Origin of the sequence: Nocardia sp. NPDC004860 (assembly GCF_040609015.1) — a bacterium.
Classification (GTDB): domain Bacteria; phylum Actinomycetota; class Actinomycetes; order Mycobacteriales; family Mycobacteriaceae; genus Nocardia.
Genome location: NZ_JBEXJI010000001.1, coordinates 85,198 through 112,161 on the forward strand (window position 1 = coordinate 85,198; position 26,964 = coordinate 112,161).

At 68.0% G+C, this 26,964-nt stretch carries 27 protein-coding genes and 1 riboswitch; of the genes, 7 read left to right on the plus strand and 20 right to left on the minus strand.

Annotated elements, in window-relative coordinates; translation table 11 throughout:
* Window positions 1–29: 29 nt before the first annotated feature.
* The 5 genes from ABZV44_RS00425 to ABZV44_RS00445 all read right to left on the minus strand — a co-directional run bounded on the left by ABZV44_RS00425 (window position 30) and on the right by ABZV44_RS00445 (window position 3,045).
* Window positions 30–557 (minus strand): barstar family protein, encoded by a 528-nt coding sequence (locus ABZV44_RS00425; protein WP_354830211.1) that lies wholly within the window; start codon window positions 555–557, stop codon window positions 30–32.
* A 1-nt stretch (window position 558) separates the two neighbouring features.
* Window positions 559–1,065, minus strand: coding sequence for a ribonuclease domain-containing protein (locus tag ABZV44_RS00430; RefSeq protein WP_354830212.1), 507 nt, complete (start codon window positions 1,063–1,065; stop codon window positions 559–561).
* A 248-nt stretch (window positions 1,066–1,313) separates the two neighbouring features.
* The gene (locus ABZV44_RS00435; protein WP_354830213.1) at window positions 1,314–1,745 is read right to left on the minus strand and encodes a DUF5753 domain-containing protein; all 432 of its coding nucleotides are present in this window, start codon (window positions 1,743–1,745) and stop codon (window positions 1,314–1,316) included.
* Entirely contained in the window at window positions 1,711–2,079 is a 369-nt protein-coding gene (locus ABZV44_RS00440; RefSeq protein ID WP_354830214.1) for a DUF6879 family protein, read from the minus strand. Before ABZV44_RS00440 ends, ABZV44_RS00435 begins: the two co-directional genes overlap by 35 nt.
* A gap of 159 nt (window positions 2,080–2,238) precedes the next feature.
* On the minus strand, window positions 2,239–3,045 hold the full coding sequence (locus ABZV44_RS00445; protein WP_354830216.1) for an exodeoxyribonuclease III: 807 nt from the start codon (window positions 3,043–3,045) through the stop codon (window positions 2,239–2,241).
* 69 nt (window positions 3,046–3,114) lie between these two features.
* Between ABZV44_RS00445 and ABZV44_RS00450 the strand changes: the two genes are divergently transcribed.
* On the plus strand, window positions 3,115–3,969 hold the full coding sequence (locus ABZV44_RS00450; protein WP_354830218.1) for an alpha/beta hydrolase: 855 nt from the start codon (window positions 3,115–3,117) through the stop codon (window positions 3,967–3,969).
* Between the two features lie 247 nt (window positions 3,970–4,216).
* Window positions 4,217–5,035, plus strand: a complete 819-nt coding sequence (locus tag ABZV44_RS00455; RefSeq protein ID WP_354830219.1) for an SAM-dependent methyltransferase — start codon at window positions 4,217–4,219, stop codon at window positions 5,033–5,035.
* Between the two features lie 53 nt (window positions 5,036–5,088).
* On the opposite strand, the gene ABZV44_RS00460 is transcribed toward ABZV44_RS00455, so the two are convergent.
* Window positions 5,089–5,445: an immunity 51 family protein gene (locus ABZV44_RS00460; RefSeq protein ID WP_354830221.1), complete on the minus strand. Its 357-nt coding sequence runs from the start codon at window positions 5,443–5,445 to the stop codon at window positions 5,089–5,091.
* A gap of 191 nt (window positions 5,446–5,636) precedes the next feature.
* Here ABZV44_RS00460 and ABZV44_RS00465 point away from each other — a divergent pair, with 191 nt between their 5' ends.
* Complete coding sequence (locus ABZV44_RS00465) at window positions 5,637–6,995, plus strand: family 1 glycosylhydrolase (RefSeq protein ID WP_354830223.1); 1,359 nt, start codon at window positions 5,637–5,639, stop codon at window positions 6,993–6,995.
* A gap of 52 nt (window positions 6,996–7,047) precedes the next feature.
* Here ABZV44_RS00465 and ABZV44_RS00470 read toward each other — a convergent pair whose 3' ends face one another.
* The 13 genes from ABZV44_RS00470 to ABZV44_RS00530 form a co-directional block, all read right to left on the minus strand.
* Window positions 7,048–8,817: a long-chain fatty acid--CoA ligase gene (locus ABZV44_RS00470; RefSeq protein WP_354830224.1), complete on the minus strand. Its 1,770-nt coding sequence runs from the start codon at window positions 8,815–8,817 to the stop codon at window positions 7,048–7,050.
* Window positions 8,818–8,849: 32 nt separating this feature from the next.
* Complete coding sequence (locus ABZV44_RS00475) at window positions 8,850–9,746, minus strand: alpha/beta hydrolase (protein ID WP_354830226.1); 897 nt, start codon at window positions 9,744–9,746, stop codon at window positions 8,850–8,852.
* A 111-nt stretch (window positions 9,747–9,857) separates the two neighbouring features.
* Window positions 9,858–11,144 (minus strand): acyl-CoA dehydrogenase family protein, encoded by a 1,287-nt coding sequence (locus tag ABZV44_RS00480; RefSeq protein ID WP_354830227.1) that lies wholly within the window; start codon window positions 11,142–11,144, stop codon window positions 9,858–9,860.
* An 18-nt stretch (window positions 11,145–11,162) separates the two neighbouring features.
* The gene (locus ABZV44_RS00485; protein WP_354830229.1) at window positions 11,163–12,041 is read right to left on the minus strand and encodes an SDR family oxidoreductase; all 879 of its coding nucleotides are present in this window, start codon (window positions 12,039–12,041) and stop codon (window positions 11,163–11,165) included.
* 10 nt (window positions 12,042–12,051) lie between these two features.
* Window positions 12,052–12,921, minus strand: coding sequence for a MaoC/PaaZ C-terminal domain-containing protein (locus tag ABZV44_RS00490; protein ID WP_354830230.1), 870 nt, complete (start codon window positions 12,919–12,921; stop codon window positions 12,052–12,054).
* Window positions 12,922–12,940: 19 nt separating this feature from the next.
* Window positions 12,941–13,378 (minus strand): SRPBCC family protein, encoded by a 438-nt coding sequence (locus ABZV44_RS00495; protein WP_354830231.1) that lies wholly within the window; start codon window positions 13,376–13,378, stop codon window positions 12,941–12,943.
* Window positions 13,379–13,416: 38 nt separating this feature from the next.
* Window positions 13,417–14,622, minus strand: coding sequence for a lipid-transfer protein (locus ABZV44_RS00500; protein WP_354830233.1), 1,206 nt, complete (start codon window positions 14,620–14,622; stop codon window positions 13,417–13,419).
* Between the two features lie 208 nt (window positions 14,623–14,830).
* A complete protein-coding gene (locus tag ABZV44_RS00505; RefSeq protein ID WP_354830235.1) occupies window positions 14,831–15,478 on the minus strand; it encodes a TetR/AcrR family transcriptional regulator in 648 nt (215 codons plus the stop codon).
* 227 nt (window positions 15,479–15,705) lie between these two features.
* Window positions 15,706–16,140, minus strand: a complete 435-nt coding sequence (locus tag ABZV44_RS00510; RefSeq protein WP_354831579.1) for a hypothetical protein — start codon at window positions 16,138–16,140, stop codon at window positions 15,706–15,708.
* A 109-nt stretch (window positions 16,141–16,249) separates the two neighbouring features.
* Window positions 16,250–17,407, minus strand: coding sequence for an MFS transporter (locus ABZV44_RS00515; protein WP_354831581.1), 1,158 nt, complete (start codon window positions 17,405–17,407; stop codon window positions 16,250–16,252).
* Between the two features lie 343 nt (window positions 17,408–17,750).
* Window positions 17,751–19,148: an FAD-binding oxidoreductase gene (locus ABZV44_RS00520; protein WP_354830236.1), complete on the minus strand. Its 1,398-nt coding sequence runs from the start codon at window positions 19,146–19,148 to the stop codon at window positions 17,751–17,753.
* A 394-nt stretch (window positions 19,149–19,542) separates the two neighbouring features.
* The gene (locus ABZV44_RS00525; protein ID WP_354830238.1) at window positions 19,543–20,760 is read right to left on the minus strand and encodes an NADP-dependent isocitrate dehydrogenase; all 1,218 of its coding nucleotides are present in this window, start codon (window positions 20,758–20,760) and stop codon (window positions 19,543–19,545) included.
* Window positions 20,761–21,113: 353 nt separating this feature from the next.
* On the minus strand, window positions 21,114–22,607 hold the full coding sequence (locus ABZV44_RS00530; protein WP_354830240.1) for an MFS transporter: 1,494 nt from the start codon (window positions 22,605–22,607) through the stop codon (window positions 21,114–21,116).
* A 138-nt stretch (window positions 22,608–22,745) separates the two neighbouring features.
* On the opposite strand from ABZV44_RS00530, the gene ABZV44_RS00535 reads away from it, so the two are divergent.
* The 4 genes from ABZV44_RS00535 (at window position 22,746) to ABZV44_RS00550 (ending at window position 26,527) form a co-directional block, all read left to right on the plus strand.
* Window positions 22,746–23,456 carry a TetR family transcriptional regulator gene (locus ABZV44_RS00535; protein ID WP_354830241.1) on the plus strand — a complete coding sequence of 237 codons (711 nt, stop codon included), beginning with the start codon at window positions 22,746–22,748 and terminating at the stop codon, window positions 23,454–23,456.
* A gap of 12 nt (window positions 23,457–23,468) precedes the next feature.
* A riboswitch (SAM riboswitch) is annotated at window positions 23,469–23,580 on the plus strand.
* Between the two features lie 96 nt (window positions 23,581–23,676).
* On the plus strand, window positions 23,677–25,026 hold the full coding sequence (locus ABZV44_RS00540) for a bifunctional o-acetylhomoserine/o-acetylserine sulfhydrylase (RefSeq protein ID WP_354830243.1): 1,350 nt from the start codon (window positions 23,677–23,679) through the stop codon (window positions 25,024–25,026).
* Entirely contained in the window at window positions 25,023–26,186 is a 1,164-nt protein-coding gene (locus ABZV44_RS00545; RefSeq protein WP_354830245.1) for a homoserine O-acetyltransferase, read from the plus strand. The genes ABZV44_RS00540 and ABZV44_RS00545 overlap by 4 nt, the downstream gene beginning before the upstream one ends.
* 179 nt (window positions 26,187–26,365) lie before the next feature.
* Complete coding sequence (locus tag ABZV44_RS00550) at window positions 26,366–26,527, plus strand: hypothetical protein (protein WP_167659831.1); 162 nt, start codon at window positions 26,366–26,368, stop codon at window positions 26,525–26,527.
* Between the two features lie 88 nt (window positions 26,528–26,615).
* Here ABZV44_RS00550 and ABZV44_RS00555 read toward each other — a convergent pair whose 3' ends face one another.
* Window positions 26,616–26,933 (minus strand): DUF3017 domain-containing protein, encoded by a 318-nt coding sequence (locus ABZV44_RS00555; protein ID WP_354830246.1) that lies wholly within the window; start codon window positions 26,931–26,933, stop codon window positions 26,616–26,618.
* Window positions 26,934–26,964 lie beyond the last annotated feature (31 nt).

Here is a 26,964-nt window from a genome sequence, read left to right on the forward strand (position 1 = left end):
AGGTTAACTGGAGTGGAAAGTCCGGTGAATCAAGAATTTTCGGTTTCGGGGTCGAGAGCCAGGGGTATCACCGGCAATCCGGGTGGCGTGGCATCCTGCAGGACCACCCGGAAGGGGATGCCGCGGGCCGCCCAGATGGTCGCGCAGTCGGCCATGGCCTCGGCGAACCAGTCGCGCTCGTCGGGCTGCCGGTCGAGCAAGAGCGCGGCATTGCGGATCACCACCACGTATCCCTGTGCGGCTCCGACGAATTCGTCGAGGTCGCGGAGACATTCGTCGAAGGCGTCCTTGTTCTCCCCGAAGTAGTAGGGGAATTGGAAGGCGGCGGCGAACTCGTCGAAAACCTCGGTGACCGTGCGCATCTTGCGGCCGCGCAGTTCCCGGGCGAGGTAGTCGTCCGGAATCCGGTAACGGACGCCGGAGAATTCGGCCGCGCCGATGGGCAGCACCCCGAGCACCGGAGCGGGAGCCCGGCGCCCGGCGACATTGTCGAGGCGCTCGGCGACATCTTCGGCGGGAGCGGAGAGGAACTGCGACAGCGGCATCGGCTCGGTCATGTCAGCGCATCCTCGTGAAGGTTTTGTAGTGGTCCCCCGTGTAATAGGCCGAACCGTCGCTGCCGGTGATGATGCGCTCGGCATCGCGGGTCTGGCCGGACTGCTTGGGATTCACATCCCATTCCTGATAACTGATCGCCTTGCCGGAGGCGTCCTTGCGGGGCAGGCTACCCTCCCGGTTGTTCCAGGTGTCGCCGCCGTGGGTGCCGGGCGCATTGGCGGAGCCAGGCCAGCGCCCGGCGTCGATCTCGACCAGGGTCTTGTACGCCTGGTCGGGCACGCCGGCCACCTTGGAAGGCGGGGCCGCTTGATCGGCCACGCCGGGAGCCGGCGTGACACCACCCGGCTTTGCGGTCGTCTTGACCACCGATGTGACAACGGATTTGGCGCTGCCCGTGTTGTTCGGATGGTCGGTATTGATCCGGTTGGCGACGATAGCGGCGATCAGCGCGAGCACGGCCACCCCCAGCGTCAGCCAGGCGCTGTGCTTCTTGGACAGCTTCTTCACCGGATCGACTCGGTTCCGCAAACCAGAGAATCCCTGTTGACCAGGCAAGAAGCCGTACTGCAGACCCGTTTGAGTGCCTTACTGGTTGCTCGGCTATCCGTCATGACTGACGAATCTACGTCACCACCCGCCAGTCGGAGCACCGCCGGAACCGTGTGTGATGAAGAGCGGACAGCGGCCGTGGCGAATCACCGACCTGGATGTTTCCGCCGATAGCTGGCCACGCACCCAGAGGTTCGCGGCACCCCTCAGCGGCACCGCGTTTCCAGCGCTCGGCGGATCAGCCGCCGGGCTGGCTCACCGGTCACCGACTGGTTGGCCAACACGTCGAATGCCCTGCCGTACTGGGCTATCTCTCTCGGCTGAGTGACTGTGAGTTCGGCCGTCACGGTTTCGACCATGACCCTGGAGTTGTCGAACAGCGCGAAGTTCGTCATCGACACCCGGTACGGCTCCTCAGCCGGAACGATGCCGAGAACAACTCTGGGCATACCCACTACGGCCAGCAGCCGATCCAATTGCCCGATCATGGTCTGATCGCTGCCGACCGTGGTTCGCAGAGCTTGCTCGGCTATGACGAAGTGGAACCGATGGTCCCTTCGATACAGAATCTGCTGCCGTTCAAGGCGTTTCGATACCCCTTCGTCAATATCGTTCGGTATCTGCTGGAAGTCGATCACGCTTCGTAAGACGCCCTCGGCGTCGGATGTACTCGACAATCCGCGGATCGGTGGTGACGGCACCACCGATCCAACGCCCGTTATCTCCGGGCTCGAACACCGTGAACGCCACCACCGAGTCATCGAAGATCCACCAATCGTCGGTAGTCAGCTCATCAGAATCGATCAGGTGCCGGGGTAGATAACGCACATCTTCGCCGGCCTGGACAGCACCGGGGAGAGCCCTGGTCCTCTGGAGTCCGAAGGCCCTTCCGATGCTCGGGAGCCGCGAGAGGAGGTGGGGCGATAACCGATTGAACGCGCTTCCAGAGAAGGCACGGCCCCCGATTGCCACCGTGCCGACGTCTTCACCTCGGGAACCCCCAGCCGGCGGAGAGGGCTGGGGGTCTGGTGCGGAGGGGTATCCGGTCAGGGGGCCTTTACTCGGAGCGGTAACCAGCTTCCGGGTACTCCAGCAGCTCCAGAGGACTGGAAAGCACCCGATGAGGCTTCTTCATCGGTACTGCACCGTCACCGGGGCGTGGTCGGACCAGCGTTCGGCGTAGGTCGCGGCCTTCTCGACCACGGCCTGCTTGGCGCGGGCGGCGATCTCGCCGCGTGCCAGCTGGTAGTCGATGCGCCAGCCGGCGTCGTTGTCGAAGGCGCGGCCGCGGTAGGAGTGCCAGCTGTAGGGGCCGGGGACGCCGGGGTGCAGTTCTCGGACCACGTCGACGTAGCCGGCGGCCAGCATGGACGACACCCAGGCGCGTTCCTGCGGCAGGAAGCCCGCGTTCTTGACGTTGCCCTTCCAGTTCTTGATGTCGAGCTCGGTGTGCGCGACATTCCAGTCGCCCATGATCACGAACTCGCCCGGGTGGGCCTGCATGCGTGCGCCGATGGCGTCCAGGAAGCGGTACTTCTCGTCCTGTAGCGGGGTGTCCGCCTCGCCGGTGTGGACGTAGACGCTGGCGATGGTGAGATCCTCGAAGTCGGCCTCGACATAGCGGCCGAGCGTGGCGAATTCCTCGACGGGAGACCAGCTTCCGTCCTGGATCAGGCCGACGCCGACGCGCACCGCGTCGGGCTGGTGCCGGGACAGGATGGCCACGCCCGCCCGGCCCTTCAGGCCCGGTTCGGCATGGCTGAGAAACCATCCGGCGGCCAGCGCGGGCGCTAGCGCGCTACGCGTTTGCTCATCGGTCGCCCGCGTTTCCTGCAGGCAGACGATATCGGCCTCGGTCGCGGCCAGCCATTCGAGCAATCCCTTGCCCGCCGCGGCACGCACCCCGTTCACGTTGCACGTACTGATGATTTTCGCCACTTCACGACCGTACAATGCGGCTTACCGACTCTCTTCACGGACATCGAGGTCCAGGAAGGGGTGACGACGATGACGTCAGGCACCACCCGGCCCACCGCCCCGCCCGCGCCCATCCGCGCGCTCCACACCGGCTCCGGTGAACCACTGCTCCTGCTGCACGGATTCATGCTGTCCCCGCATTGCTGGGAGCAGGTGGCACAGCGCATGTCGAGCCATTGCGAAGTGTTCGCTCCGGCCTTCACCGGGCACTGGGGCGGCCCCGAGCTCGAGGGCTGGTACCTCGATGTCAGCGCCCTTGCCGACCGGGTCGAGGACCAGCTCGACGAAATGGGCTGGCGCACCTGCCATATCGCGGGCAATTCGCTCGGCGGCTGGGTCGGCTTCGAGCTGGCTCGCCGCGGCCGGGCCCGCACCCTCACCGCTATCGCGCCCGCGGGCGGCTGGCAAACCCCCTCCGCGTTGCAGCTTCGGGTCGGGCTGAAGTTCCTGTCGATGGTGCCGTTCGTGGAGATCGGCAAGCATCTGCCGGCCGCCGTCGCCTACAGCGGGCTCGTCCGGCAGGCGGTGGCGCTGCTGCTCACCAAGAACACCGAGGCGGCCTCGCGCGCGGGCATCGAGGCGGCCATCACCTCGGCCATGCACTGCAAGGCCATGCTGCCGATGCTGGTGAGCGGCCTGCGATTCCCGGCCCTCGAGCACCTGGCCACGCTGCGCACCCCGGTGCGGCTGCTCATGTGCGAGAACGACCGGATCATCCCGAATCGCCTGTACGCCCGCCGTTTCCTGGAGGAACTGCCGGAGTCGGCGGACCGCATCCTGGTCCACGACGTCGGCCACGTCCCCATGCTCGAGGCGCCCGACCGCATCGCGACCCTGATCGCCGAGCACGTCTACGCCAGCCGCACCCGCTTGCGGGCCGTCTGACGGGCCCCGAATCATCTACGCTCTCAGGCACGCCCAGTGTTACCTGGAACCGCGCACCGGAACTCGTTCAGTTACATAGGATTACGGCGGATCCACGTCGCCAGGTTCGCGGCCCGTCTCGTTCTGGACTGAGCGGAGCGGAGGAGCGAAGCGGGGAGCGCAGGGAGGGAAGAACGAGACCTCCAGGCCGCGAACCCGCCCGGAGCGAAGCGGAGGGCAATTCGATACTGACAGGGGTGTGTGGAGAATGACGGAACAACCGCAAGTAGACCAGTCCAAGCCCAGTATTGCCCGGGTGTACGACTATCTCCTGGGCGGCAAGGACAATTACGCGCCCGACCGGGAGATCGGGGACTTCTTCATCAAGGATCTGCCGGGTTCGGTGGATATCGCGTACGCGAATCGGAATTGCCTCGTGCGCGCCATCGGCGAGATCTCGCGCGCCGGGATCAAGCAGTTCGTCGACATCGGCAGCGGCCTGCCCACCGCCGACAATGTGCACCAGGTGGCGCAGCGGCACCAGTCCGAGCCGCATGTGGTCTATGTGGACAACGACCCCATCGTGCTGGCACACGGCCGCGCGATTCTGGAGACGGACGAATTCACCACCGTCATCCAGGCCGACCTGCGCGATTCCGAGGCGATCCGCCACCATCCGGAGGTGGAGCGGCTCATCGACTTCTCGCAGCCGGTGGCCGTGATCTTCAGCGCCATCCTGCACCACCTCAACAATGACGAGAAGCCCGAGCAGGTGGTCCGCTATTGGGCCGACCAGATCCCTTCCGGCAGCATGCTCTACATCTCCCACTTCCGGTCCGGCTTCAACGAGGAGACCCGGGTCGCCGAGCAGAAGCTGCAGACCACCTTCGGCCGCGGCCGCTGGCGCACCGACGAGGAGATCCTGGGCCTGTTCGGCGATCTCGAAATCCTGGAGCCGGGCCTGGTGCCCTGTTCCCTCTGGCGCCCCGAACCCACCGCCGAGGGCGTGGCCCGCATCGGCAGCGACCACCACGACCTCAGCGTCTGGGAACAGCTGATCTCCGCCGCCCTCTCCCGCAAGCCCTGAGCCGCGAAACCCCTTGCGCCGCCCGCTGATCGCGGCACGCGATCAGCGGGTGTTCAGTCGAACCACTCCGGATCGCCCGCGGCGATGAGCTCGCGGAGAACGGCCGGATCCGCGAGCGCGTCCCGCAGCAACGCCCCGAGCGCCTGCAGCGCCGGCGCGTCCTGGCCGTACGCGACGAACATGCCCGCCTCGGGGTCGAAGCTCACCCGCTCCCCCACCCCGGCCTCCTGGGTCGCCACCGCCGACCGCGCCACCCCGGCCCAGCCGTAACCGTTTCCTTCGTAACCGAATTCGGCGAAGACGGGTTCGGTGGCGAGCATGTGGTTGTCGGACAGCATCAGGCAGTAGTGCCCGGGCTTGTGGTCGTATTCGAAGAACACCAGTGGAGCGAAACTCTCACGATCGGTCACGCCCCGAACCCTAGCCACGACCCCCGACAAACCGATATTGAGTGAAACACTCTCATGTTGGACGTATGACCAGTAGAGTCTGGACGGCCACCCGGCCGCGCGGCAACAGGCCGCGTCCGAAGCACTTGGGAGATTTCGCTGAGATGAGAACTGCGCGGGTTCTGTGTTCCGTCCTGTCAGCACTGGCCATCGTGTCCAGCGGGTCTGCCGTGGCCGGGGCGGCGCCCGCCGACAGCGGCTCGGGGTCCGGGAGTTCCAGCGGGTCGGGTTCCGGGTCGGCGTCGGGCAGTGCCAGCGGGTCCGGGACCGGGAGCGCCGGTGGTGCGCCGACCAGCGTGCCGTCACTCGGCCCCGACTTCATGTGGGGCGTGGCCATGGCCGGATTCCAGTCCGAAGGCCATGCGCCGGACAGCAACTGGAGCCGGTACGCGAATTCCGGCAAGGCGCACGACCCCTACGGCAATTCGGTCGACTTTTACGACCGGTACGCCGAGGACATCGATCTGGCGGCCGGGATGGGCCTGAAGGTGTACCGGCTCAGCATCGAATGGGCGCGGGTGCAGCCGCAGCCGAATGCCTGGGACGAGAACGGCTTCCGCTTCTACGACCAGGTCATCCAGAAGATCCGTGCGGCGGGGATGCGGCCGATGCTGACCCTCGACCACTGGGTGATCCCCGGGTGGGAGGCGGATCGCGGGGGCTGGAAGAACCAGGGCATGGTGTCGGATTGGCTCACCAATATGCGCAAGGTCGTCGACCGCTACGCGCCCGACGACCCGATGTGGGTGACCATCAACGAGCCCATGGGCTATGTCGCGCAATCGATCAAGATCGGTGACATCGGCGTGCTCGACGCGCTGCCGATGTTCGACCGGCTGGTGCAGGCGCACACCGCGATCTACGACTACATCCACTCCCGCCAGCCCGGCGCGCGGGTGACCAGCAATATCGCGCAGTACCCGATCGTGCAGAACCTGACGGACATGCTGTTCGCCGACCGCATCCGCGGCAAGCTCGACTTCATCGGCGTCGACTTCTATTACGGCGCCTCCCTGACCCACTTGCCGAGCACCGCGCTGCTGGGTGACGAACTGTGGAAGAACGCCATCGAGCCCGAGGGCATCTACTACGACCTGCGCACCTACACCGAGAAGTTCCCGGGCCTGCCGATCTACGTGGTGGAGAACGGACTTCCCACCGACAACGCCGCCCCGCGCAGCGACGGCTACGACCGCGCCGACCACCTGCGCGACACCGTCTACTGGCTGCAACGCGCCAAGGCCGACGGCATCGACGTGATCGGCTACAACTACTGGAGCCTCACCGACAACTACGAATGGGGCAGCTACTCACCGCGATTCGGCCTCTACACCGTCGACGCGAAAACCGACCCGACCCTCACCCGCCGCCCCACCGACGCCGTGGCCGCCTTCAAATCCATCACCGCCCAGGGCGGCGTCCCCGCCGACTACCGCCCCACCCGCAAGCCCGCCCTCTGCTCGATCATCCTGCCCCTGGAGAGCTGCCTGCGCCCCGTCTCCGTCCCGTAGTCACGAGACAGCCTGCTACGTAGGCATTTTCACGGACATCTCACCGCAAACCCTAGTCGTAGAGCGCGTCGATCTCGGCGGCGTATTTCTCGGCGATGGGTTTGCGGCGGAGGGACATTTTCGGGGTGAGTTCGTCGCCGCCGGGTTCCCAGGTGACCGGTAGGACGCGATAGCGCTTGATCTGTTCGACGCGGGACAGCCGCGCATTGGCGGCCCGCATGCCGCACTCGATTTCGGCCAGCACGCCGGGATGTTCGGCGAGGACCGCGGGCACGGAGTCCGGGAGGCCGTGCCGCCGGGCGTAGGCGGCACAGGCATCGGGATCCAGGGTCAGCAGGGCGGTCACGTATCTGCGGTTGTCGCCGACCGCCATGACGGCCTGGACCAGAGGACAGGAAACGCGCACCGCGCCTTCGATATTCGACGGCGACATGTTCTTGCCCGCCGCGTTGATGATGAGTTCCTTTTTGCGGTCGAGGATGCGCACGTAGCCGTCGGCGTCGATGCTCCCGATGTCGCCGGTGTGCAGCCAGCCCTCGGGGTCGATAGCCGCGGCGGTCTGTTCGGGGTCGTGGCGGTAGCCGCGCATCACCAGCGGCCCGCGGATGAGCAGCTCGCCGTCCTCGGCCACGCGCACCTCGGTGCCGGGCAGCGCCGGTCCGACGGTGCCGATGCGAATGGCGTCCGGGCGATTGGCGGTGGCCGCCGCCGAGGATTCGGTCATGCCCCAGGCCTCGCAGACCGGAAACCCCAGTCCCAGGATGAAAGCCATGGCATCGGGCGCGATCGGCGCCGCACCGCTGACGGCGATCTTGATGCTGTCCAGACCCATGCGGGCGCGCAGGGTGCGCAAGACCAGCCGCTCGGCCAGCATGTGCTGCACCCGCAGCGCCGACGGGGCCGCCCGCCCGTCGAAGCGCAGCCGCGCGACTCGCGCACCGGTCTCCACGGCCCACCGCAGCAGCATCCGGCGTGGAGTGGATTCCTCTGCGGCGATGAGTGCTTCGATACCCGCCTTGACCTTGTACCAGATGGCGGGCACCGCCAGGAACAGTGTCGGCCGGACCTGCGGCAGAGTGGAGATCAGCTGTTTGGGGTCGGCGACGGTAGTGACCTGGACGCCCTCGATGAGGTTGTTGTAGTGCGCGAACGCCCGATTCGCCAGGTGCGCGTCGGGCAGATACGACACGACCCGATCGTCCGGGCCGATCCGGGCCAGCGCCTCCATGGCCGCGAACTCGGCCAGCAGATTGGCGTGGGTGAGCTCGACGCCCTTGGGCGCACCCGTGGTTCCGGAGGTGTAGACGATGGTGAGCAGATCCGTGGAGCGCACCGCACGCCATGCCGCATCGAAGTCGAAATCCGGTGCGGCCGTGACAGTCAGCGCGCCGAGGGTGAGCGTGCCCTCGAATTCACCGTCGACACAGACGATGTGCGCGATCTGTCCGCCGCGATCGGCGGCGCGCACCGTCGCCAGGAATCGGGACTCGGTGACCACCACGTGGTTTCCCGCATTGCCCAACAGCTGCCCGATCTGCTCCGTGGTGAAGGTGTTGTAGATCGAGAACGGTGTGGCCCTGGCATGCAGGACCGCGGTGTCGACGAGATGGAACTCCACCCGGTTGGTGAGCATGATCGCCACGGTGTCACCCGAGCGCACCCCGAGCCCGGCCAGGCCGGTCGCCAATTCCCGTACCCGCCCGGCGTAATCGGCCCAGGTGAGTTCCGGGCCGCCGGACGCCGCCCGCAGCGCCACCCGGTCCGGGTAGCGGGCCGCGGTGCGCTGGAAGGCCTCGCACAGTGTGGTCGGGTCGCCGGTCACGGTGCACTCCAATCGAGTCGTGGTTGGCGCGGTCACCCCGCGCGCTGGGAGCCATCCGGGCGCGCGGCATGGTCCAGGACCAGGCGGGCGACCTCGGCCGGATAGTCGAGTTGCGGGCAGTGTCCCGCCTGCGGGAGCACCACCAGCTCGCTGCCCGGGAGCAGGGTGTGCAGGTCCCGGCCGGCGGCGACCGGGATGACCCGGTCCTTCGCGCCGTGCACGATCAGCACGGGACAGGTGACGGCCGGATCACCGTGCCCGCCGGGGTTTTCGCGGGCGTACCGGACGGCGTCCCGCGCCCGGGCCGCCACGCCCCGCATGTCGGGCACCGAACGCACCGCCGTCGCCAGGAACTCCGGGTCGGCCGCGATCCCGGGACCGTAGATGTACATCTGGACCAGCCGCCGCACCGCCCAGCGCACCATCGCGGCGGGAATCGGCAGCGCGCCGACGAGACCGAACAGGCGGATGTAGTCGCTGCGGCGGACCACCCGGGCCATCCAGTGTCGCGCCAGCAGCGGTTCGTCGAGCAGCACGATCCCGGCCACCCGCCCGTCCCGATCCCGGTCCGCCGCCCGTAGCGATGTGGCCGCGCCCAGTGAATTCCCCACCAGCACCACGGGTCCGTGCGCGTCGACCAGGGCGTCGGCGAACTCGTCGAACTGCGGGCTCATCGGACCGGGCCGCCGGTCCTGCGCCAGGCCGAAGCCGGGCAGATCCACGGCCAGCGCGCGTCGGCCCGCCGCGCCCAGCCGGGTCAGGACCCCGCGCCAGGTGTCCGCGCTGTCGGCGTAGCCGTGCAGCAGCACGATCGGAATTCCGGTGCCCGCCACCGCCAGTTCCCGGGTATGCACCCCGGCGTACGAGACGTGCCGTTCTTCGATCTCGACGCCGGTCGCTGCCGGATCGTCGGGTGACAGCGCTGTCACAACTACTCCTGTCATCGTGCCGACCGCGCCGGTGGCCGATCGGTCCGCTCGCGGCGCGCGCGTCCGGGGCCGCCGCCGGCGACTGGTGGCGGTCCCGGACTTCCCGCGCGCCTAGTAGGCGAGCAGTCCCTTGGCGACGTGGGTCACCTGGATCTCGTTGCTGCCCGCGTAGATCATCAGCGACTTGGCGTCGCGGGCCAGCTGTTCGACGTGGTACTCGGACATGTAGCCGTTGCCGCCGAAGAGCTGGACGGCGTCCATGGCGACCTCGGTGGCGATCTCCGAGCAGTACAGCTTCATGGCCGAGGCCTCGGCCAGCGTCGGCGGTTTGCCGGCGCGGGAGCGTTCCAGGGCGTGGAAGACCATGTTCTGCACATTGATCCGGGCGATCTCCATTCTGGCCAGTTTGAGCTGGACCAGCTGGAAACGGCCGATCTCCTGCCCCCACAGCTTGCGCGTCTTGGCGTAATCCACACAGAGCCGGTGGCATTCGTTGACGATGCCCAGCGCCATGAAGGCCACGCCGATGCGCTCGGCGGTGAAACTCGAACGGGCGCTCTCCCGTCCGTCGCCGCCCTCGTGCTGCTCGGTCTCGCCGAGCAGCCGGTCCCGGCTCAATCGCACATTGTCGAAGAACAATTCGCCGGTGGGCGAGGCGTGCAGGCCCATCTTCTTGAACGGCTTGCCCTGGGTGAAGCCCTCCATGCCCTTGTCGAGCACGAAGGTCAGCACCTTGCGGTCGCGCTTGGCCGCGATCGTCTTGGACTCGGGGGTGCCGTCGCCCTCGTCCAGCTTGGCGTAGACGAGGACGGTGTCGGCGTAGGGACCATTGGTGATGAAGGTCTTCTGCCCGTTGAGAATGTAGTCGTCACCATCGCGGCGGACGTAGGTCTTCATCCCGCCGAAGGCGTCCGACCCGGAGTCGGGCTCCGTGATCGCCCAGGCCGCCACCTTTTTCATGGTCACGATATCGGCGAGCCAGCGTTCCTTCTGGGTGAGGGTGCCGCGCGAGAGGATGGTCGTCGCACCGAGCCCGATGCTCACGCCCATGGCGGTGACCAACCCCATGCACACCCCGGACAGCTCGCTGACGAGCACCGCCATCAGCGATTCCTGGCCGGAGAAGGGCCCGCCGTCACCGCCGGTCTTCGCCTTCTTCTCCGGCAGCGGCTCCCCGGCTGCGAGCGCCTCCTCCCGCTTGCGTTGCTTGGCAAGCAGTTTGGCGACTGTCTCCGAGCCCAGCGCGTCGATGCCGAACTCGGCGAACAGCTTCCGGATGATCGGATACGGCAGCATCTCGCCGCTGTCGAGGGCGTCGAGGTGCGGGCGCACCTCCTTGTCGATGAAGCTCCGCACCGCGCCGCGGATCAGCTCATCGGTCTCGGACCATTCGAACATCGTTGTCCGCCTTCCTGATTACGGCAGTCGCCCGGCGATATCGTCGATGGACCAGGGTCCCTCGGTCTCGATGGTCTTCACGTCGTGCCAGCCCGCCAGTTCGGAGATCGCGCCGCCCTGCACCGCGAACACCTTGCCGGTGATCGGGCACTTCTCGGTGGCAAGATACGCCACCAGCGGCGAGATATTGGCCGGACTGAAGGCATCGAACTCGCCTTCTTCCAGACCGGCCTGCTGCGCGGCCATCATCTCGCCCATGCCCGGCGTGGCCAGGGTGAGCCGGGTGCGCGCGATGGGCGCGATGGCGTTCACGCGCACGCCGTAGCGGGCCAGCTCATCGGCCGCCACCAGGGTGAGCGCGGCGATACCGGCCTTGGCCGCACCGTAATTCGCCTGCCCCGCATTGGGGACCGTGGTGCCCGACGCGGACGCGGTGTTGATCACCGCCGCGACGGGCTGATTGCCCGCCTTGGACTGCTCCTTCCAGTACCCGGCCGCGTGCCGCAGCACCGCCGCGTGCCCCTTGAGGTGCACGGCCAGCACCGCGTCCCACTGCGACTCGTCCATGCCCGCCACGAAGGCGTCGCGCAGGATGCCCGCGTTGTTCACCACGACATCCAGCCGCCCGAACTCCGACACTGCCTGCTCCACCAGGTTTTTCGCGCCCTGCCAGTCGGCCACGCTGTCGGTGTTGGCGATCGCCCGCCCCCCTGCGGCGAGGATCTCGGCCACGACCTCGTGTGCCGGGCCGGTGTCCGCGCCCTCACCGGCATTGCTGCCGCCGAGGTCGTTCACCACGACCGCCGCGCCCTCCCGCGCGAACAGCAGCGCGTGTTCCCGGCCGATCCCCCGGCCGGCTCCGGTGATGATGGCGACCCGTCCGTCGAGTGCACCCATGAATGTCTCCCTACGAATTGTCGGAAATTTCGGCCAGGCCGTCGCTGAGGACGGTGTCGTCGCCGCGGACCGTGCGGAAGGCGTAGGTGGTGACCCCGGCGGCCGAACCGACCTTCCAGATCTGGGTCTCCAGGTCGTCGTCCGGGAAGACCATCTTGGCGAAGCGCACCGCATACCGTTGCAGCCGAGCCACATCCGAGCCCGCGACCTGGGTCAGCACCCCCCACGACGACATGGCCATGGTGCAGAGCCCGTGCGCGATGATGCCGGGCAGACCAGCGTCCCGGGCGACCTGATCGTCCAGATGCAGCGGCACCGGATCACCGGAGGCCGGCGCATACCGGTACGTCTGATCGGCGTCGACGTGCGCGGTCACCGTGGCCAGCGGCGCTCGCTCCAGCAGTGCCGGATCGAAGCGGTGCGCCGGAGCCTGCTCGCCCGCCTGCTTACCCGCGTCGACATTGCGGAAGAACGCGGTCAGATACTGCTCGTTGACCAGTTCCCCGGCCTCGGACCGGCATTCGATGAGGATGGTGATGGTCGAGCCGTTGTCCTTGCCCTCGAACCCGATGGCCTTGGCCCGCGACACCAGCTTGTCGCCGGGACGGATGGGCCGGTGGAAGTGGAAGTCCTGCTCCCCGTGCACCACCCGCCCGAAGATGTTCATCGGGGCCACCTCGATGACCGGCATCATCATGGCCTCGAAGACCGGCACGATGGCGAAGACCGGCGGGGCCGCATCGCCTTTCAGGTGCGCCGGAATGGGATCGTTGGTGGCCGCGGCATATTCGGCGATCCGCTCGCGCGTGACCTCGAACGCCTCCTCGTCGGACCAGGAGCCCAGCCCCGACTCGTCGAATTCGACAGCGGTGGAAGCCATCTCGTGCGCCCGCTCGCCGTCAGGCCGCCGTGGCGAGCGCATCGAGCGCGGCGAGAGTCTTGTCCAGCTGCGTGAGGCCGTCCTTCTCCACCGCCTTGCCCAGCGCCCCCTTGATCAGCGCGCCCTCGAAGTCGCCGGACACCGAGAAGCGGCTGCCCGCGCCCTCGGGGGTGATGTCGAAGGCGAACTGCACCTTCACCCCGGCCATGCCGGTGCCGCTGAGCATGAGCCTGTTCGGGGTCTCGACGCTCTCGACCACCCACTCGATCTTGTTGGCCATGCCGAGCATCATGATCTTGGCGGTCAGCTTGGCGCCCGGCGCCAGCACGGCCGGCGGCTCCTCCATCCAGCGCTCGTGGATGGAGAACCATTTGTCCCAGGTCCGCGGGTCGGAGACCACGGCCCACAGGCCGTCGGGGGTGGCGGTCAGGTCCTTGGAAGCTTCGATGTGTCCCACGGGATTACCTCTTCGTAGTCGGGGATGGAGGGTGCGGATCAGCGGTCGGCGCGCTGGTAGGCGGTGACGACGGCCGCGCCGCCGAGCCCGATGTTGTGCTGCAGGGCGGCGGTGACCTTGCCGACCTGCCGCTTGCCGGCGGCGCCGCGGAGCTGCCAGGTGAGCTCGCTGCACTGCGCCAAACCCGTTGCGCCCAAAGGGTGTCCCTTGGAGATGAGCCCCCCGGAGGGGTTCACCACCCACTTGCCGCCGTAGGTGGTCGCGCCGGAGTCGATGAGGTGCGCCGCCTCGCCCTCCTTCGCCAGGCCGAGCGCCTCGTACAGCAGCAGCTCGTTGGCGGAGAAGCAGTCGTGCAACTCGATGACCTGGAAGTCCTCGGGGCCGAGCCCGGCCTGCGCGTACACCTTCTCCGCCGCCCGGACATTCATGTCGTAGCCGATGAGGTTCTTGGCGCTGCCGTCGAAGGTGGACTGGAAGTCGGTGGTCATGGCCTGGCCGACGATCTCGACCGCCTGCCGCGACAGGTCGTGGCGGTCGACGAATTCCTCCGAGGCCAGGACGACCGCGCCGGACCCGTCGGAGGTCGGCGAGCACTGCAGCTTGGTGAGCGGGTCGTAGATCATGCGCGAGCCCAGGATGTCGTCGAGTGTGTACTCGTCCTGGAACTGTGAATACGGGTTGTTCACAGAGTGCTTGTGGTTCTTGTACCCGATCTTGGCGAAGTGCTCGGCGGTGGTGCCGTACTTCTTCATGTGCTCGCGCCCGGCCGCGCCGAACATCCACGGGGCCACCGGGAACAGCACCTCGGAGATCTCCGCGAGCGCCATGATGTGACGCGCCATGGGCTGTTCGCGATCGTCCCAGGTGGAGCCGAGCGAGCCCGGCTGCATCTTCTCGAAGCCCAGCGCCAGCGTGCAGTCGGCCAGCCCGCCCCGGATCGCCTGTGCCGCAAGGTAGAGCGCGGTCGAGCCGGTGGAGCAGTTGTTGTTGACATTGACCACCGGAATGCCGGTCAGACCCAGTTCGTAGACGGCGCGCTGGCCGGAGGTGGATTCACCGTAGACGTAGCCGACGTAGGCCTGCTCGATCTCGCGGTAGTCGATTCCGGCATCGGCGAGGGCCTTGGTCCCCGACTCCCGGGCCATGTCCGGGTAGTCCCAGTCACTGCCGTCCTCGTTCTTGCGCCGCCCCGGCTTCTCGAACTTCGTCATGCCGACGCCGACGACGTAGACCTTGTTCGTCATCGAACTCCTCACATAGGGGAACGAAAACAAACATACAAAGCTGTATGTAAGTAGGCAAGAGGGGGGCGCGATTCTCAGCATCGAGCACAAGATCGGCAGCTCCGGCGGGTACGCCCGGACATACCGCTGATGCGGTGACCCCACCCGCGCAAACGGCGAAGGCCCCCGCCGCACACCGCGACGAGGGCCTTCGGGCCGGATCGATCAGCTATTCGCCGGCGATCCGGAAGTCGGGCATCCGCGCCTCGGCCGCCAGGCGCAACTGCGCCGAGGCCCGCAGCCAGCGCCGGTGCGCCCGCTCGGGATCGGGAGAAATGAAGTTGGTCACCAGGATTCCGCGCAGCGTGTCCATCGCGGTGTAGGCGAAATCGCGAACGTTCTTGCGGTCCAGCTCATTCGGCACCAACTGCGCGACGGCCAGCAGCACCGCGTTGTTCACGAACGGCTCGACCTTCTCCATCTCGACCGCGAGCACCCGATCCGTGCGGCTGGCCACCCACAGTTCGATGGCCGCGATGAACAGCGGGCCCTGATGCAGCTCCCACATGGCCTCCAGGGTGGCGCCGATCGGATCGTCGCCGCTGCGGACCCGCCGGATCTCCTGCATGGCCGCCTCGGTGCGCCGCTGCGCCAGATGACTGATCGCCGCGACCACCAGCTCGCTCTTGGAACCGAAATGATGCACCTGCGCGCCCCGGGTCACGCCCGCGCGCTCGGCCACCCGCGGCGTCGTCGTCCCGGCGTAGCCGTATTCGACGAGGCAGTCGATGGTGGCGTCCAGCAGTCGCGTCCGGGTCTCGCTGCTGCGCTGTTCCTGGGTGCGGCGCGGGGGTTTCGAGACGGCGGAGCTGGTCATGGTGGGATCTTACACTTACATACAATCGTGTATGTTCGCGCCGGGGTTGTGGGCCGGAGTCCGGCCCGCACCGGGACAGCGGGCGAGACTATGTCTCGGAGTTGTACAAACAGGCGCTGCAGAACCAGCCGGAGTCGGTCATGACGCGGTCATCGAGCCGGATGTTCTGGTTGCCGATGGTCGGTGTGCCGCAGACATTTCCACGGCCCACGGGTGCTATCTCGATCTCACCGTTCGCCCCGGCGCAGAATTCCGCGGGCGTCGGTCGCTGCGAGCGCCCCGGCCACGAGAAGCGGCTGAAAGAGCAGCCGCACCGCGCGTTTGGTGTCGGTGTCGAGACCGAAGGCGTCAGCGCGATTGACCAGTTGTGCGATGTTGCCGGGAAAGATCGCGACAAAGAAGGCGGCTGTCGTAGCGCCGACGACGGCCCGTGCAGGCTGCTTCCAGGTACCGAGCAAGGCCCCGCCGAGTCCGATCTCGACGACACCGGACGTGACGACGACGAAGTCGGGATCCAGTCGCAGCCAGTGCGGGACCTGCGCCCGGAACTCCTTGCGCTCGAAGGTCAGGTGACCCGTTCCAGCCGCGAGGAGCGTGGCTCCCAGAGCCGCTTGACCGGCGGCCCGCAGCACCTTCTTCAATCCCGCGGATTTCGGTGACATAAGACAAGTCTCCTGCCTGAGCCCCGGCCGCCGATACCGCTCGGGGTGATGGATGTGAACGCGGACCAGATACATCGTGGGCGATGTTATTTCTGGCCGGCGCACCGCGTCAATGCGGCAGCGCACTGCCGCGCCGCGCCGCAACCACGGTCAGCGCGAACAGCAGCGTGCCGAGGACCGCGAGACCGGCGCCAACGGCGGTGGGCGCGGTGTATCCCAGCCCCGCGGCGATCACCAGGCCGCCCAGCCACGCACCTGCCGCGTTCGCGATATTCAGTGCCGCGTGGTTGAGGGCGGCGGCGAGGGTCTGGGCGTCATGGGCCACGTCCATCAAACGGGTCTGCAGGGCGGGGGCCAGGGCCGCGCCGGACGCACCGACCAGGAAGGCGCCGACGGCCGCGGTATAGGGATTGTGCGCTGCCACAACGTATCCGGCGAGGATCACCACCATGGCCAGCAGGGAGACGAGGATCGCGCGATCCACGCCGCGGTCGGCGAGGACGCCGCCGGCGATATTGCCCGCGACCATGCCCAGGCCGAAGAGCATGAGAACCAACGGAACCAGGCCGACGCGGAGGCCGGCCACATCGGTGAGAGTGGTGGTGATGTAGGTGTAGACCGCGAACATGCCGCCGAAGCCGACGGCGCCGACCAGCAGGGTGAGCAGCACCTGGGGGCGGCGCAGGGCCGTCAGTTCGGTGCGGGGGTCGGTCATGCGAATGCCGTGCAGGTCCGGCACGAAGCGGGAGATGGCGGCGACGGTCGCGATGCCGATCACGGCGACCACCACGAAAGCGTTCCGCCAGCCGAGGTTCTGGCCCAGCCAGGTGGCCGCAGGAACGCCGACGACATTGGCGGCGCTCAGGCCCAGCATAACTGCGGCAACCGCCTTGGCTCGCTGCCCCACCGGCGCCAGCGAGGCCGCCGCCAGCGACGCCACACCGAAGTACGCGCCGTGCGGCAGGCCCGAGACGAACCGCGCCACGGTCAGCGTCGCGAAGCCGGGCGCGATCACGCTGGCCGCATTGCCCAGCGTGAATGCCGCCATCAATGCCATCAGCAGCCGTTTGCGCGGGACCCGCGCGCACAGCGCCGCGATCACCGGCGCACCGACGACCACACCGAGCGCGTAGGCCGAAACAATGTGTCCGGCAGCCGGTTCGGAGACCTTCATGGAGCCGGCGATATCGGGCAGCAAACCCATGGTGACGAATTCGGTGGTACCGATCCCGAACCCGCCCAGGGCCAGCGCCAGCATGGCGGGCACATGCCACCGCTCGCGTGGCCCCGCCTCGGGCGCGGAACTGACAGCCCCGGACGTGGAGCTGACAGCCTCGGGCGCGGAGCCGACGGTCCCGAGCACCGAGCCGACGGCCTCGGGCGCGGAGCCGACGGGACGGTGCGCCCCGTCGGGGCTCAACCCGTCGGCGACGGATGCGGTGGTGGCGGCGGAGACGGATTCGGGCACAACCAAGCGCAACACAGTGGCGAACGGTCCCGGTACCCTCCGGTCCGGTGATTTCACTCACCGACCGGCCCGGATCATGGGCCGGCCCACGCCACGCGCCCGCCGGGACGCTGGTCCCGGCGGGCGGCCCGCGCGCCCCCGGTCAGACCGTGACCGGTGCGGCGACCCGGCAGGGATCCGCCTCGCCGAGCGGCGGAATGACGGGAAAGTTGCTGCGGAACAAGCCATCCGGGTCGAACCGGTCCTTGATCTCCAGCAATCGCGCCAGCGTGACCGGATCGAAGACCGCGGCCGGGGTCTCGCCGGAATCCAAGTAGGTGAACGGTTTCCGGCCACTCAGGTACGGACGCAGCGCATCCACCACGGTGTCACTGCGCTCGACGACGGCCGCCTCGACGTCCGCGGTCGGCGCGGGGCCGAGCAGCGACAACAGGTACGGCTCGGCGATCCCGCCCGCACAGCCCGCGTCGGCGCGCGGCCGGGTCAGCGCGCCACCCAGGTGCCGGACCTGGACCAGCGCGAGCGGCCCCACCCCGCCCTGCGGCGCGGCGGCCAGCAGCGCGTCGCTCACCCGTGCGGAGAACTCGGTGAGCAGCTCACCGCGCACCCGGGCAGGGCTGGGGTCGGTCGGCTCCATGCAGACGCCGCCGACCTGCGCGGCATCCAGCGGCCGGCGGGTGTCCAGCACCGCACCCGGAATCTCGTCGAACAACCGCAGCGGACCGGTGACCGCGCCCAGCGCGACCACGTCCACGGCCACCATGGCCCGGCCGCGCAGCATCTCGGGAATCTCGGGGAACGGCGGGAATTGCAGGAGAGTCAGCCAAAGGCTCAGTCCCTCTTCGGCTTCCGCGGTGGCCTGCCGGAAGGCCGCGACGACCGCCTCGGTCCGCTCGGCCGGCCACAGTATGCGCCCGCCGAAAAGCTCGGTCGCGTCGAACAATTCGAATTCCATGCCGGTCACCAGCGCGAAATCGCCACCGCCGCCACGCAGTGCCCAGAACAGGTCGGGCTCGGCGTCCGCGGTCACGCGGCGCTGATCGCCGTCCGCGGTCACCACCTCCAGCGCTCGCACCGCGTGCGCGGCGTAGCCGCGGCTGCGCGCGAACCAGCCGACACCGCCGCCCAGCGTGTACCCGGTCACCCCGACCACCGCGGAACTACCGCAGGCTCCGGCCAATCCGTGCGCGGCGGCCCGCTCCAGCACCGGCTGCCAGGCCACCCCCGCCTGCACCCGTGCCATCCGCGCCGCGGCGTCGATCTCGATCCCGTCCAGCGCCCGGGTGGTCACCAGCACGGTCCCGTCCGCCGCCGTGGAGGGGCTGTGCCCCGTCGCCCGCGTGCTCAGCGGCAGCTCGGCCGCCGCCGCGAACCGCACCAGCGCCGCGGCGTCCGCCGCGTCCGCGACCTCCACCACCGCCGAAACCCGCTGCCGCACCGCGAGATTCCACGGGGTGCTCGCCTGTTCGAAACCCTCGTCCCCGGGTACCAGGACCCGGCCCCGCACCACAGTGCGCAGCTCGCCACCGATCGCCGTCATCGCTCCTCCTTCGCCGCCGCGCGTACCGCGGCCGAACCCCGTCTGTCACAGGGGTATTGACCGTCCGGCCGGGTGCGTTAACCCGTTGACACGCGGCCATGCTTGCAAGGACCGTGTGAACGTTTCGTGATCACGGCCGGGAGAACCCCGAAAACAGTTCGGGCACCCGCCCACCCACCGGTTCCGGTGGGGGCAGGTGCCCGTGTGGCGCGGTGGATGGTCCTGGCCGGGACTGTGGTCCCGGCCGCCATCTTCACCGCTTCGCGCTGTTCACGTTGGTCGGCGCGTGGGAGCTTGCGCTCCTGGGGTTTCAGGGGTGGCCCCTGAACAACCTCTTGCCCTTGGGGTTTCGGGGGCTTGCCCCTGAGAGTCCCGAGGGTTGGGAACTTCTTTTCTAGCGCAGCTCGCGAGCCAGGTTGGCGTCCAGCACGCCGAGGAACTCCTCGGTGGTCAGGTAGCCCTGGTCGCCGCCGACCAGCAGCGCGAGGTCCTTGGTCATCTGGCCGGACTCGACCGTCTTGATGACGACATCCTCGAGCGTCTGGGCGAAGCCGATCACCTCGGGGGTGTTGTCCAGCTTGCCGCGGTGGGCCAGGCCACGCGTCCACGCGAAGATCGAGGCGATCGGGTTGGTGGAGGTGGGCTTGCCCTGCTGGTGCTGACGGTAGTGCCGGGTCACGGTGCCGTGCGCCGCCTCGGCCTCACAGGTGCGGCCGTCCGGGGTGAGCAGCACGGAGGTCATCAGACCCAGCGAGCCGAAGCCCTGCGCCACGGTGTCGGACTGCACGTCGCCGTCGTAGTTCTTGCAGGCCCAGACGTAGCCGCCCTCCCACTTGAGCGCGGAGGCGACCATGTCGTCGATCAGGCGGTGCTCGTAGGTGAGGCCGGCCGCGTCGAACTCGTCCTTGAACTCGGTCTCGTACACCTCCTGGAAGGTGTCCTTGAACATGCCGTCGTAGGCCTTGAGGATGGTGTTCTTGGTCGACATGTACACCGGGTAGTTCTGCTGCAGGCCGTAGTTCAGCGAGGCCCGCGCGAAGTCCCGGATCGAGTCCTTGAAGTTGTACATGCCCATGATCACGCCGCCGTCTTCCGGCATGCGGACGACCTCGTGCTGGATCGGCTCGGAGCCGTCCTCGGGCGTGAAGGTCAGGGTGACGGTGCCCGCCTGGTGCACCTTGAAATCGGTGGCGCGGTACTGGTCGCCGAAGGCGTGGCGGCCGATGATGATCGGCTTGGTCCAGCCCGGAACCAGACGCGGCACATTGGAGATGATGATCGGCGCGCGGAAGATGGTGCCGCCGAGGATGTTGCGGATGGTGCCGTTCGGCGACCGCCACATCTTCTTCAGACCGAACTCCGTGACGCGGGCCTCATCGGGGGTGATCGTCGCGCACTTCACACCCACGCCGTGCTTCTTGATGGCGTTGGCGGCGTCGATGGTCACCTGATCATCGGTCTTGTCGCGATACTCGATGCCGAGGTCGTAATACTCGAGGTTCACATCGAGATACGGGTTGATCAGTTTGTCCTTGATGAACTGCCAGATGATCCGGGTCATCTCGTCGCCATCGAGTTCGACGACGGTCCCTTCAACCTTGATCTTGGACATGGATCTTCGTGTCCTCCTAGGAAGGTGGTGCTCCCATTGCACGGCCGGTGAGCACCGCTTGTAGCGGACCCCAGCTGTTCAACAGACAACGTATACGCATGGCGCTCGGCACGGGACCTGTGGTGCCAAGTCCACGTACGCTGTGGCGTCAAGCAAGACAAGCGTACTGCTGCTATCGATCTCACCGCTCGGGTGGCCCCCGCTGTGCGGGATTCAGTGCGGTTACCGATAAGTAGCTTTTCGCGTGACTTTACGCACTTTCCAGGATGCGAAAACCCGCGGCCCGCGGCAACCCCCAAACCCGCGGACCGCGGGATATATGTTGCCGCGACCCGCGGGTGAATAGCCGGTAGTCAGACTCCCACGTGCACGTGCTCGGAACCTTCGAGCAGATTCTCCGGCTTGTCCCGGACCATGAACGCGATGATCGGAATGGTCACCAGGAAGAATCCCGCGCCGATCAGGAACGCGATGTCATAGGAATGAATCGCGGCCCGGGCCATCACGTGGTCGACGCCCGGATTGTTCTTCGCGAACCGCTCGGCCACCTGCACCGCGATCGTCGACAGCAGCGCGGTGCCGATCGCACCGCCCACCTGCTGCGCGGCATTGAGCAGCGCACTCGCGACACCGGAGTCACGCTCCTCGACCTGATGCAGCGCCGTGGTCTGCATGGCCACGAACAGCCCGCCCATGCCGAGCGCGATAAGAATCACTGCCGGCAGCACGCCCCCGGCGTAGCTGTCCCCGAAGCTCAGCCGCGACAGGTACAGCAGCCCGGCCATGCCCAGCACCGAACCGGTGATCATGAGCGGCCGCGGCCCGATCCGCGGCAGCAGCCCGCTCGCGACGCCCGCGGAGACGACGATGCCGATCGGGAAGGGCAGGAACGCCACCCCCGCCTTCAGCGCCGACCAGCCCAGCGTGATCTGGAAGTAGTAGCTCATGTTGATGAACATGGCGAACATGGCGATCGGCAGCAGCAGCGCCACCAGGAACGAGCCGCCCCGGTTGATCTCCCCCGGAATACGCAGCGGCAGTAGCGGATTCGACGACCGCCGCTCGATGGCGACGAAGGCGGCCAGCAACGCGACGCCCGCGATCAGCAGGGCCAGGGTGGTGCTCGCGGTCCAGCCGTCGGAGGCCGCGCGGCTGAAGCCGTAGACCACCGAGACCAGGCCGAGCGTGGCGGTCACCGCGCCGGGCAGGTCGTAGCCGCCGGTGCGCGGCGCGGGCACGTCCCGGACCACGAAGGCGAGCGCGCCCAGGAAGGCGATCAGCGCGATCGGGGTGTTGACCAGCAGGCACCAGCGCCAGTTGGCGTATTCGGTGAGCGCGCCGCCCACGATCAGGCCGATGGCCGCGCCACCCGCGGACACACCCGCGAAGACGCCGAAGGCGCGAGCGCGCTCCTTGGCCTCGGTGAAGGTGACCGACACCAGTGACAGCGCGGCCGGCGCGAGCAGGGCGGCGAACGCGCCCTGCAGCCCGCGCCCGGCGAAGAGTTCCGCGCCGTTCTGCGCGAGCCCGGCCAGCGCCGACGCCCCGGCGAAGCCGACCAGGCCGATCAGGAACATGCGGCGGCGGCCCAGGTAGTCGGCGAGGCGGCCGCCGAGCAGCAGCAGGCCGCCGAAGATCAGCGTGTAGGCGGTGAGCACCCACTGCCGGTCGCCGTCGCTGATGCCCAGGTCACGCTGGGCGAACGGCATGGAGATGGTGACGATGGTGGCGTCCAGCACCACCATCAGCTGGGCCATGGCGAGTACGCCCAGGGCCCACCAGCGCGCGGCTCCGCGCCGGTCCGAGCTTTGTGATCGGTCTTCGAGTGTTGTGGTCGCGGCGGTCATGTCGTCTCCTCACGGACGGTCCGGGACACCCTCGACCATCTTGACCCCTGCGGCCAATTGGCGTCAAGGGAAATTTGTCGCACTACGACAGTTGGCATAATGGGACACGAGAAGCGATCGAACCCTTACCATGGAGGTATGTCGGAGTTGTCAACTCACCTCGGTGTGATCGCACGTCACCGGCCGGGCCTGCGTGAGCGGAAGAAGGAACAGACCCGGGCGCGGATCATCGACGTCGCCCTGAGGCTGTGCGACGACCAGGGCTTCGACGCCACCACCGTGGAACAGATCGCCGACGAGGCCGACGTCTCGCCGCGCACCGTGAACCGGTATTTCGACAGCAAGGAAGACATCGTCATCGCGCCCATCGCCGACTGGGCGCGGGCACACGCGGACGCGCTGCGCGAGCAGCCGAGCACCGGCAACGAACTGAAAGCGCTGCTGGACAGCTTCCTGTCCATCGTGGACCGTGTCGTCGACCACGACGAACCGCTGCCCTTCCGCTGGTTCCAGCAGATGCAGCGCATCATCCGGTCCACCGCCGCGGTGCGGGCGTGCAGCATGGCCGCCACCGAGAACAAGACCGAGCAGACCGCGCAGGTGCTGGCCGACCGCCTCGGCACCACCGTCGCGGATCTGCGAGTTCGATTGCTGCTCGGCACCTTCCACGCCATCATGCGGGCCGGCACCGAATCGGACTTCGATTCCGGCTTCGCCGACGAGCGTCTGATCGAGTCACCGCGCCGCATGGCGGAGGCCGTGGTCGGCGCCTATCACGAATTCGTGCGCACCTGCGCGGGGCCCGCTGTGGCCAGCCCCACTTCCGAAACAGCGGCGTCCGCCCGCTAGAATCGCGCAACAGGTCAAGAGCATCAGCGTTAAGGCCCCGGCTTGCTGATCGGCAACCCTCCAGCTGCGGCGGGGTGCTACGGGTGCAGACCGGGCGTTCGAAGGCCGAACGCAAGCGCAACTAGGAGGTCTACCGAAATGTGTTGTTGTCGAAGCCCATTCGCCTCTCGATAACGTCAAACTTCCGCCATTCGGCGACCTTGTTTTTGGAGCAGAACACATGAGTGACTCGACCGCGCCCGCGGCCGTCTCGGCTGACGGCGCCCTGGATCCGGCCGGCTGGTCCTTCGAGACCAAGCAGATTCACGCCGGACAGGCTCCCGATCCGGCCACCGGAGCCCGCGCCCTGCCCATCTACCAGACCACCTCCTACGCCTTCCGCGACACCGATCACGCCGCCGCGCTGTTCGGGCTCGCCGAGCCGGGCAATATCTACACCCGCATCATGAACCCCACCCAGGACGCGGTGGAGCAGCGCATCGCCGCGCTCGAGGGCGGTGTGGCCGCGCTGCTGCTGGCTTCCGGTCAGGCCGCGGAAACCTACGCGATCCTGAATCTGGCGCAGGCCGGCGACCACATCGTGGCCAGCCCGCACCTGTACGGCGGCACCTACAACCTGCTGCACTATTCGCTGCCCAAGCTGGGCATCGAGGTGAGCTTCGTCGAGGACCCGGACGATCTCGAGCAGTGGCGCGCGGCCGTGCGGCCCAACACCAAGGCGTTCTACGGGGAAACGGTCGCCAATCCGAGCAGCTCGGTGCTCGACATCCCGGGCATCGCCGAGGTCGCGCACGCGGCGGGCGTGCCGCTGATCGTGGACAACACCGTCGCCACGCCTTACCTGATCCAGCCGCTGCGGCTGGGCGCGGACATCGTCGTGCACTCGGCCACCAAGTACCTGGGCGGCCACGGCTCCGCGGTCGCGGGCGTGATCGTGGACGGCGGCAACTTCGACTGGACCGTGCGGGACGCGGCGGGCGAGTCCCGCTTCCCGGGTTTCACCACCCCGGATCCCAGCTACCACGGCGCCGTATTCGCCGATCTCGGCGCGCCGGCCTACGCGCTCAAGGCGCGGGTGCAGCTGCTGCGCGATCTGGGCGCGGCGGTGTCGCCGTTCAACGCCTTCCTCATCGCGCAGGGCATCGAGACGCTGAGCCTGCGCGTCGAGCGGCACGTGGCCAACGCCCAGGCGGTGGCCGAGTTCCTGGCCGGGCAGCCCGGCGTCGAGAAGGTCTACTACGCGGGGCTGCCCAGCTCCCCGTGGTTCGAGCGGGGCAAACAGCTGGCGCCCAAGGGCGTCGGCGCCATCGTCTCCTTCGAGCTGGCCGGCGGCGTGGACGCCGGCAAGAAGTTCGTGGAGGCGCTGGTGCTGCACAGCCATGTCGCTAACATCGGGGACGTGCGCTCGCTCGTCATCCACCCGGCCTCCACCACGCATTCCCAGCTGACGCCGGCCGAGCAACTGGCTTCCGGCGTCACCCCTGGTCTGGTCCGGTTGGCCGTGGGTATCGAGGGGATCGGCGACATCCTGGCGGATCTGCGCGCCGGACTGACGGCGGCGGCAAGTTGACCGTGAACATCGAATCGAGCACGTCCCGGCACGCGGCGGAGCTGCTGCTGCCGCCGCCCGACGGGACGCTCGGCAGCATTGCCATCGGGGATATCGAGCTCGAGACCGGAGCCGTCATTCCCGATGTCACGCTGGCTGTGCAGCGGTGGGGCGAACTATCGGCGAACGCGGACAACGTGGTGCTCGTGGAGCACGCGCTGACCGGTGATTCGCACGTGGTGGGCCCCGCCGACGTGCACCACGGCCAGGCCGGCTGGTGGGACGGCATCGTGGGTCCCGGCGCGCCGGTGGACACCCGCGAGTGGTGCGTCATCGCCACCAATGTGCTCGGCGGCTGCAAGGGCAGCACCGGGCCGTCCTCGCTGGCCGCGGACGGAAAGCCTTGGGGCGCAAGGTTTCCCGAGATCTCCATCCGCGATCAGGTGACCTCCGAAATCACGCTGTTCGACCTGCTCGGCATCGACCGCCTGGCCGCCGTGGTGGGCGGCTCCATGGGCGGCATGCGGGTGCTGGAATGGATGATCGCCCGGCCCGAGCGGGTCGGGGCGGCCCTGGTGCTGGCGGTCGGCCCGCGCGGCACCGCCGACCAGATCGGCACCCAGACCACCCAGATCGCCGCCATCACGGCCGATCCGGACTGGCAGGGCGGCAACTACCACGGCACCGGGCGCGCCCCGATGACCGGCATGGGCATCGCCCGGCGCATCGCGCACCTGACCTACCGCACCGAGTTCGAGCTCGACCACCGCTTCGAGAACCATGCCCAGGGTGATGAGGACCCGTGGGCGGGTGGGCGTTACGCGGTGCAGAGCTATCTGGAGTACCAGGCCGACAAGCTGATCTCGCGGTTCGACCCGGCCACCTATGTGCTGCTCACCGAGGCCATGAACCGCCACGATGTGGGCCGTGGCCGCGGCGGTATCGCGGCGGCGCTGGGGTCCACGCCGGTGCCGTGCGTGGTCGGCGGGGTGGACTCGGATCGGCTGTTCCCGCTGCGTACCCTGCAGGAGCTGGCCGATCTGCTGCCGGGTTCCAAGGGGCTGGAGATCATCCGGTCCCGGGACGGCCACGACGGGTTCCTGACCGAGACCGAGGCGGTCGGCAAACTCATGCTCGAGACGATGGATCTGGCCCGCGCCCAGCGCGAGTCGGACCGCTGAAACAACGCTGCCCGTCCGCTGTATCTCCGCTGCCTCACCGGAGGCGCGTTACCCCGCGTATCGTGTCAGTTTCGCGCGAATTGCCGTGACGCGCTTCCGGTTTCACATACATGACACCTCCGTAACCGACGGCCCGGAATGCGTGTGCGCAAGGCTCGGCACACGTAATGTATTCAGGCATGACCGCCGCATTCGATGACATGGATCTCCGCGATCTCGTCGATCTGCTCTCCGAGGACGAGCAGCGTGAACTTCGCCCGGCCATACTCCGTGTCCTGCACAGACTCCCGGACCAGGAAGTGTTGCGCCGTGAGCTCGGCCGCCGCATAACCTCGGTCTAGCAATCCCCCAGCGCCGCGGGTTCGCGGCCACCCTCCGATCGAACATTCAGTGCCGCGACTCCGGTCGCGGCCCCGACCTCGGCGCGGTCTAGGTGACGCCGAGGCTGCTGATGGTCGCGGCCAGCGTGATGATCGCGCCGCCCAGCACCGTCAGCCAGGCGACGTCGAAACCCTTGCTGCGCACCGCGAGCAGACCGGCCCGGTCGGTCGGCAGAATCAGCCGCAGTGCCGCCGCCAGCAGCGTCCCGCCGCCGAAGAAGAAGGTGCCGCGCCGCCAGCGGTCCCAGGCCAGGAAGACCACGGCCACCACCAGCACCACCGCTACCAGCAGTATGGGCAGATTGCCCCGGACGAACTCCCCCGCGCGACTGCTACGGCTCTCGGGTGCGGCATGGGCTGGAGTCACCGGACGAGCTTATCCGGCCCTCTGCGATGCT

Coding starts and splice junctions, on each gene's coding strand:
- ABZV44_RS00425 (WP_354830211.1), bottom strand. CDS start 557: ATGACCGAGCCGATGCCGCTGTCGCAGTTCCTCTCCGCTCCCGCCGAA.
- ABZV44_RS00505 (WP_354830235.1), bottom strand. CDS start 15,478: ATGACCAGCTCCGCCGTCTCGAAACCCCCGCGCCGCACCCAGGAACAG.
- ABZV44_RS00550 (WP_167659831.1), top strand. CDS start 26,366: ATGACCGCCGCATTCGATGACATGGATCTCCGCGATCTCGTCGATCTG.
- ABZV44_RS00485 (WP_354830229.1), bottom strand. CDS start 12,041: ATGGGTGCACTCGACGGACGGGTCGCCATCATCACCGGAGCCGGCCGG.
- ABZV44_RS00500 (WP_354830233.1), bottom strand. CDS start 14,622: ATGACGAACAAGGTCTACGTCGTCGGCGTCGGCATGACGAAGTTCGAG.
- ABZV44_RS00510 (WP_354831579.1), bottom strand. CDS start 16,140: ATGTCACCGAAATCCGCGGGATTGAAGAAGGTGCTGCGGGCCGCCGGT.
- ABZV44_RS00480 (WP_354830227.1), bottom strand. CDS start 11,144: ATGTTCGAATGGTCCGAGACCGATGAGCTGATCCGCGGCGCGGTGCGG.
- ABZV44_RS00450 (WP_354830218.1), top strand. CDS start 3,115: ATGACGTCAGGCACCACCCGGCCCACCGCCCCGCCCGCGCCCATCCGC.
- ABZV44_RS00540 (WP_354830243.1), top strand. CDS start 23,677: ATGAGTGACTCGACCGCGCCCGCGGCCGTCTCGGCTGACGGCGCCCTG.
- ABZV44_RS00455 (WP_354830219.1), top strand. CDS start 4,217: ATGACGGAACAACCGCAAGTAGACCAGTCCAAGCCCAGTATTGCCCGG.
- ABZV44_RS00530 (WP_354830240.1), bottom strand. CDS start 22,607: ATGACCGCCGCGACCACAACACTCGAAGACCGATCACAAAGCTCGGAC.
- ABZV44_RS00490 (WP_354830230.1), bottom strand. CDS start 12,921: ATGGCTTCCACCGCTGTCGAATTCGACGAGTCGGGGCTGGGCTCCTGG.
- ABZV44_RS00525 (WP_354830238.1), bottom strand. CDS start 20,760: ATGTCCAAGATCAAGGTTGAAGGGACCGTCGTCGAACTCGATGGCGAC.
- ABZV44_RS00520 (WP_354830236.1), bottom strand. CDS start 19,148: ATGACGGCGATCGGTGGCGAGCTGCGCACTGTGGTGCGGGGCCGGGTC.
- ABZV44_RS00535 (WP_354830241.1), top strand. CDS start 22,746: ATGTCGGAGTTGTCAACTCACCTCGGTGTGATCGCACGTCACCGGCCG.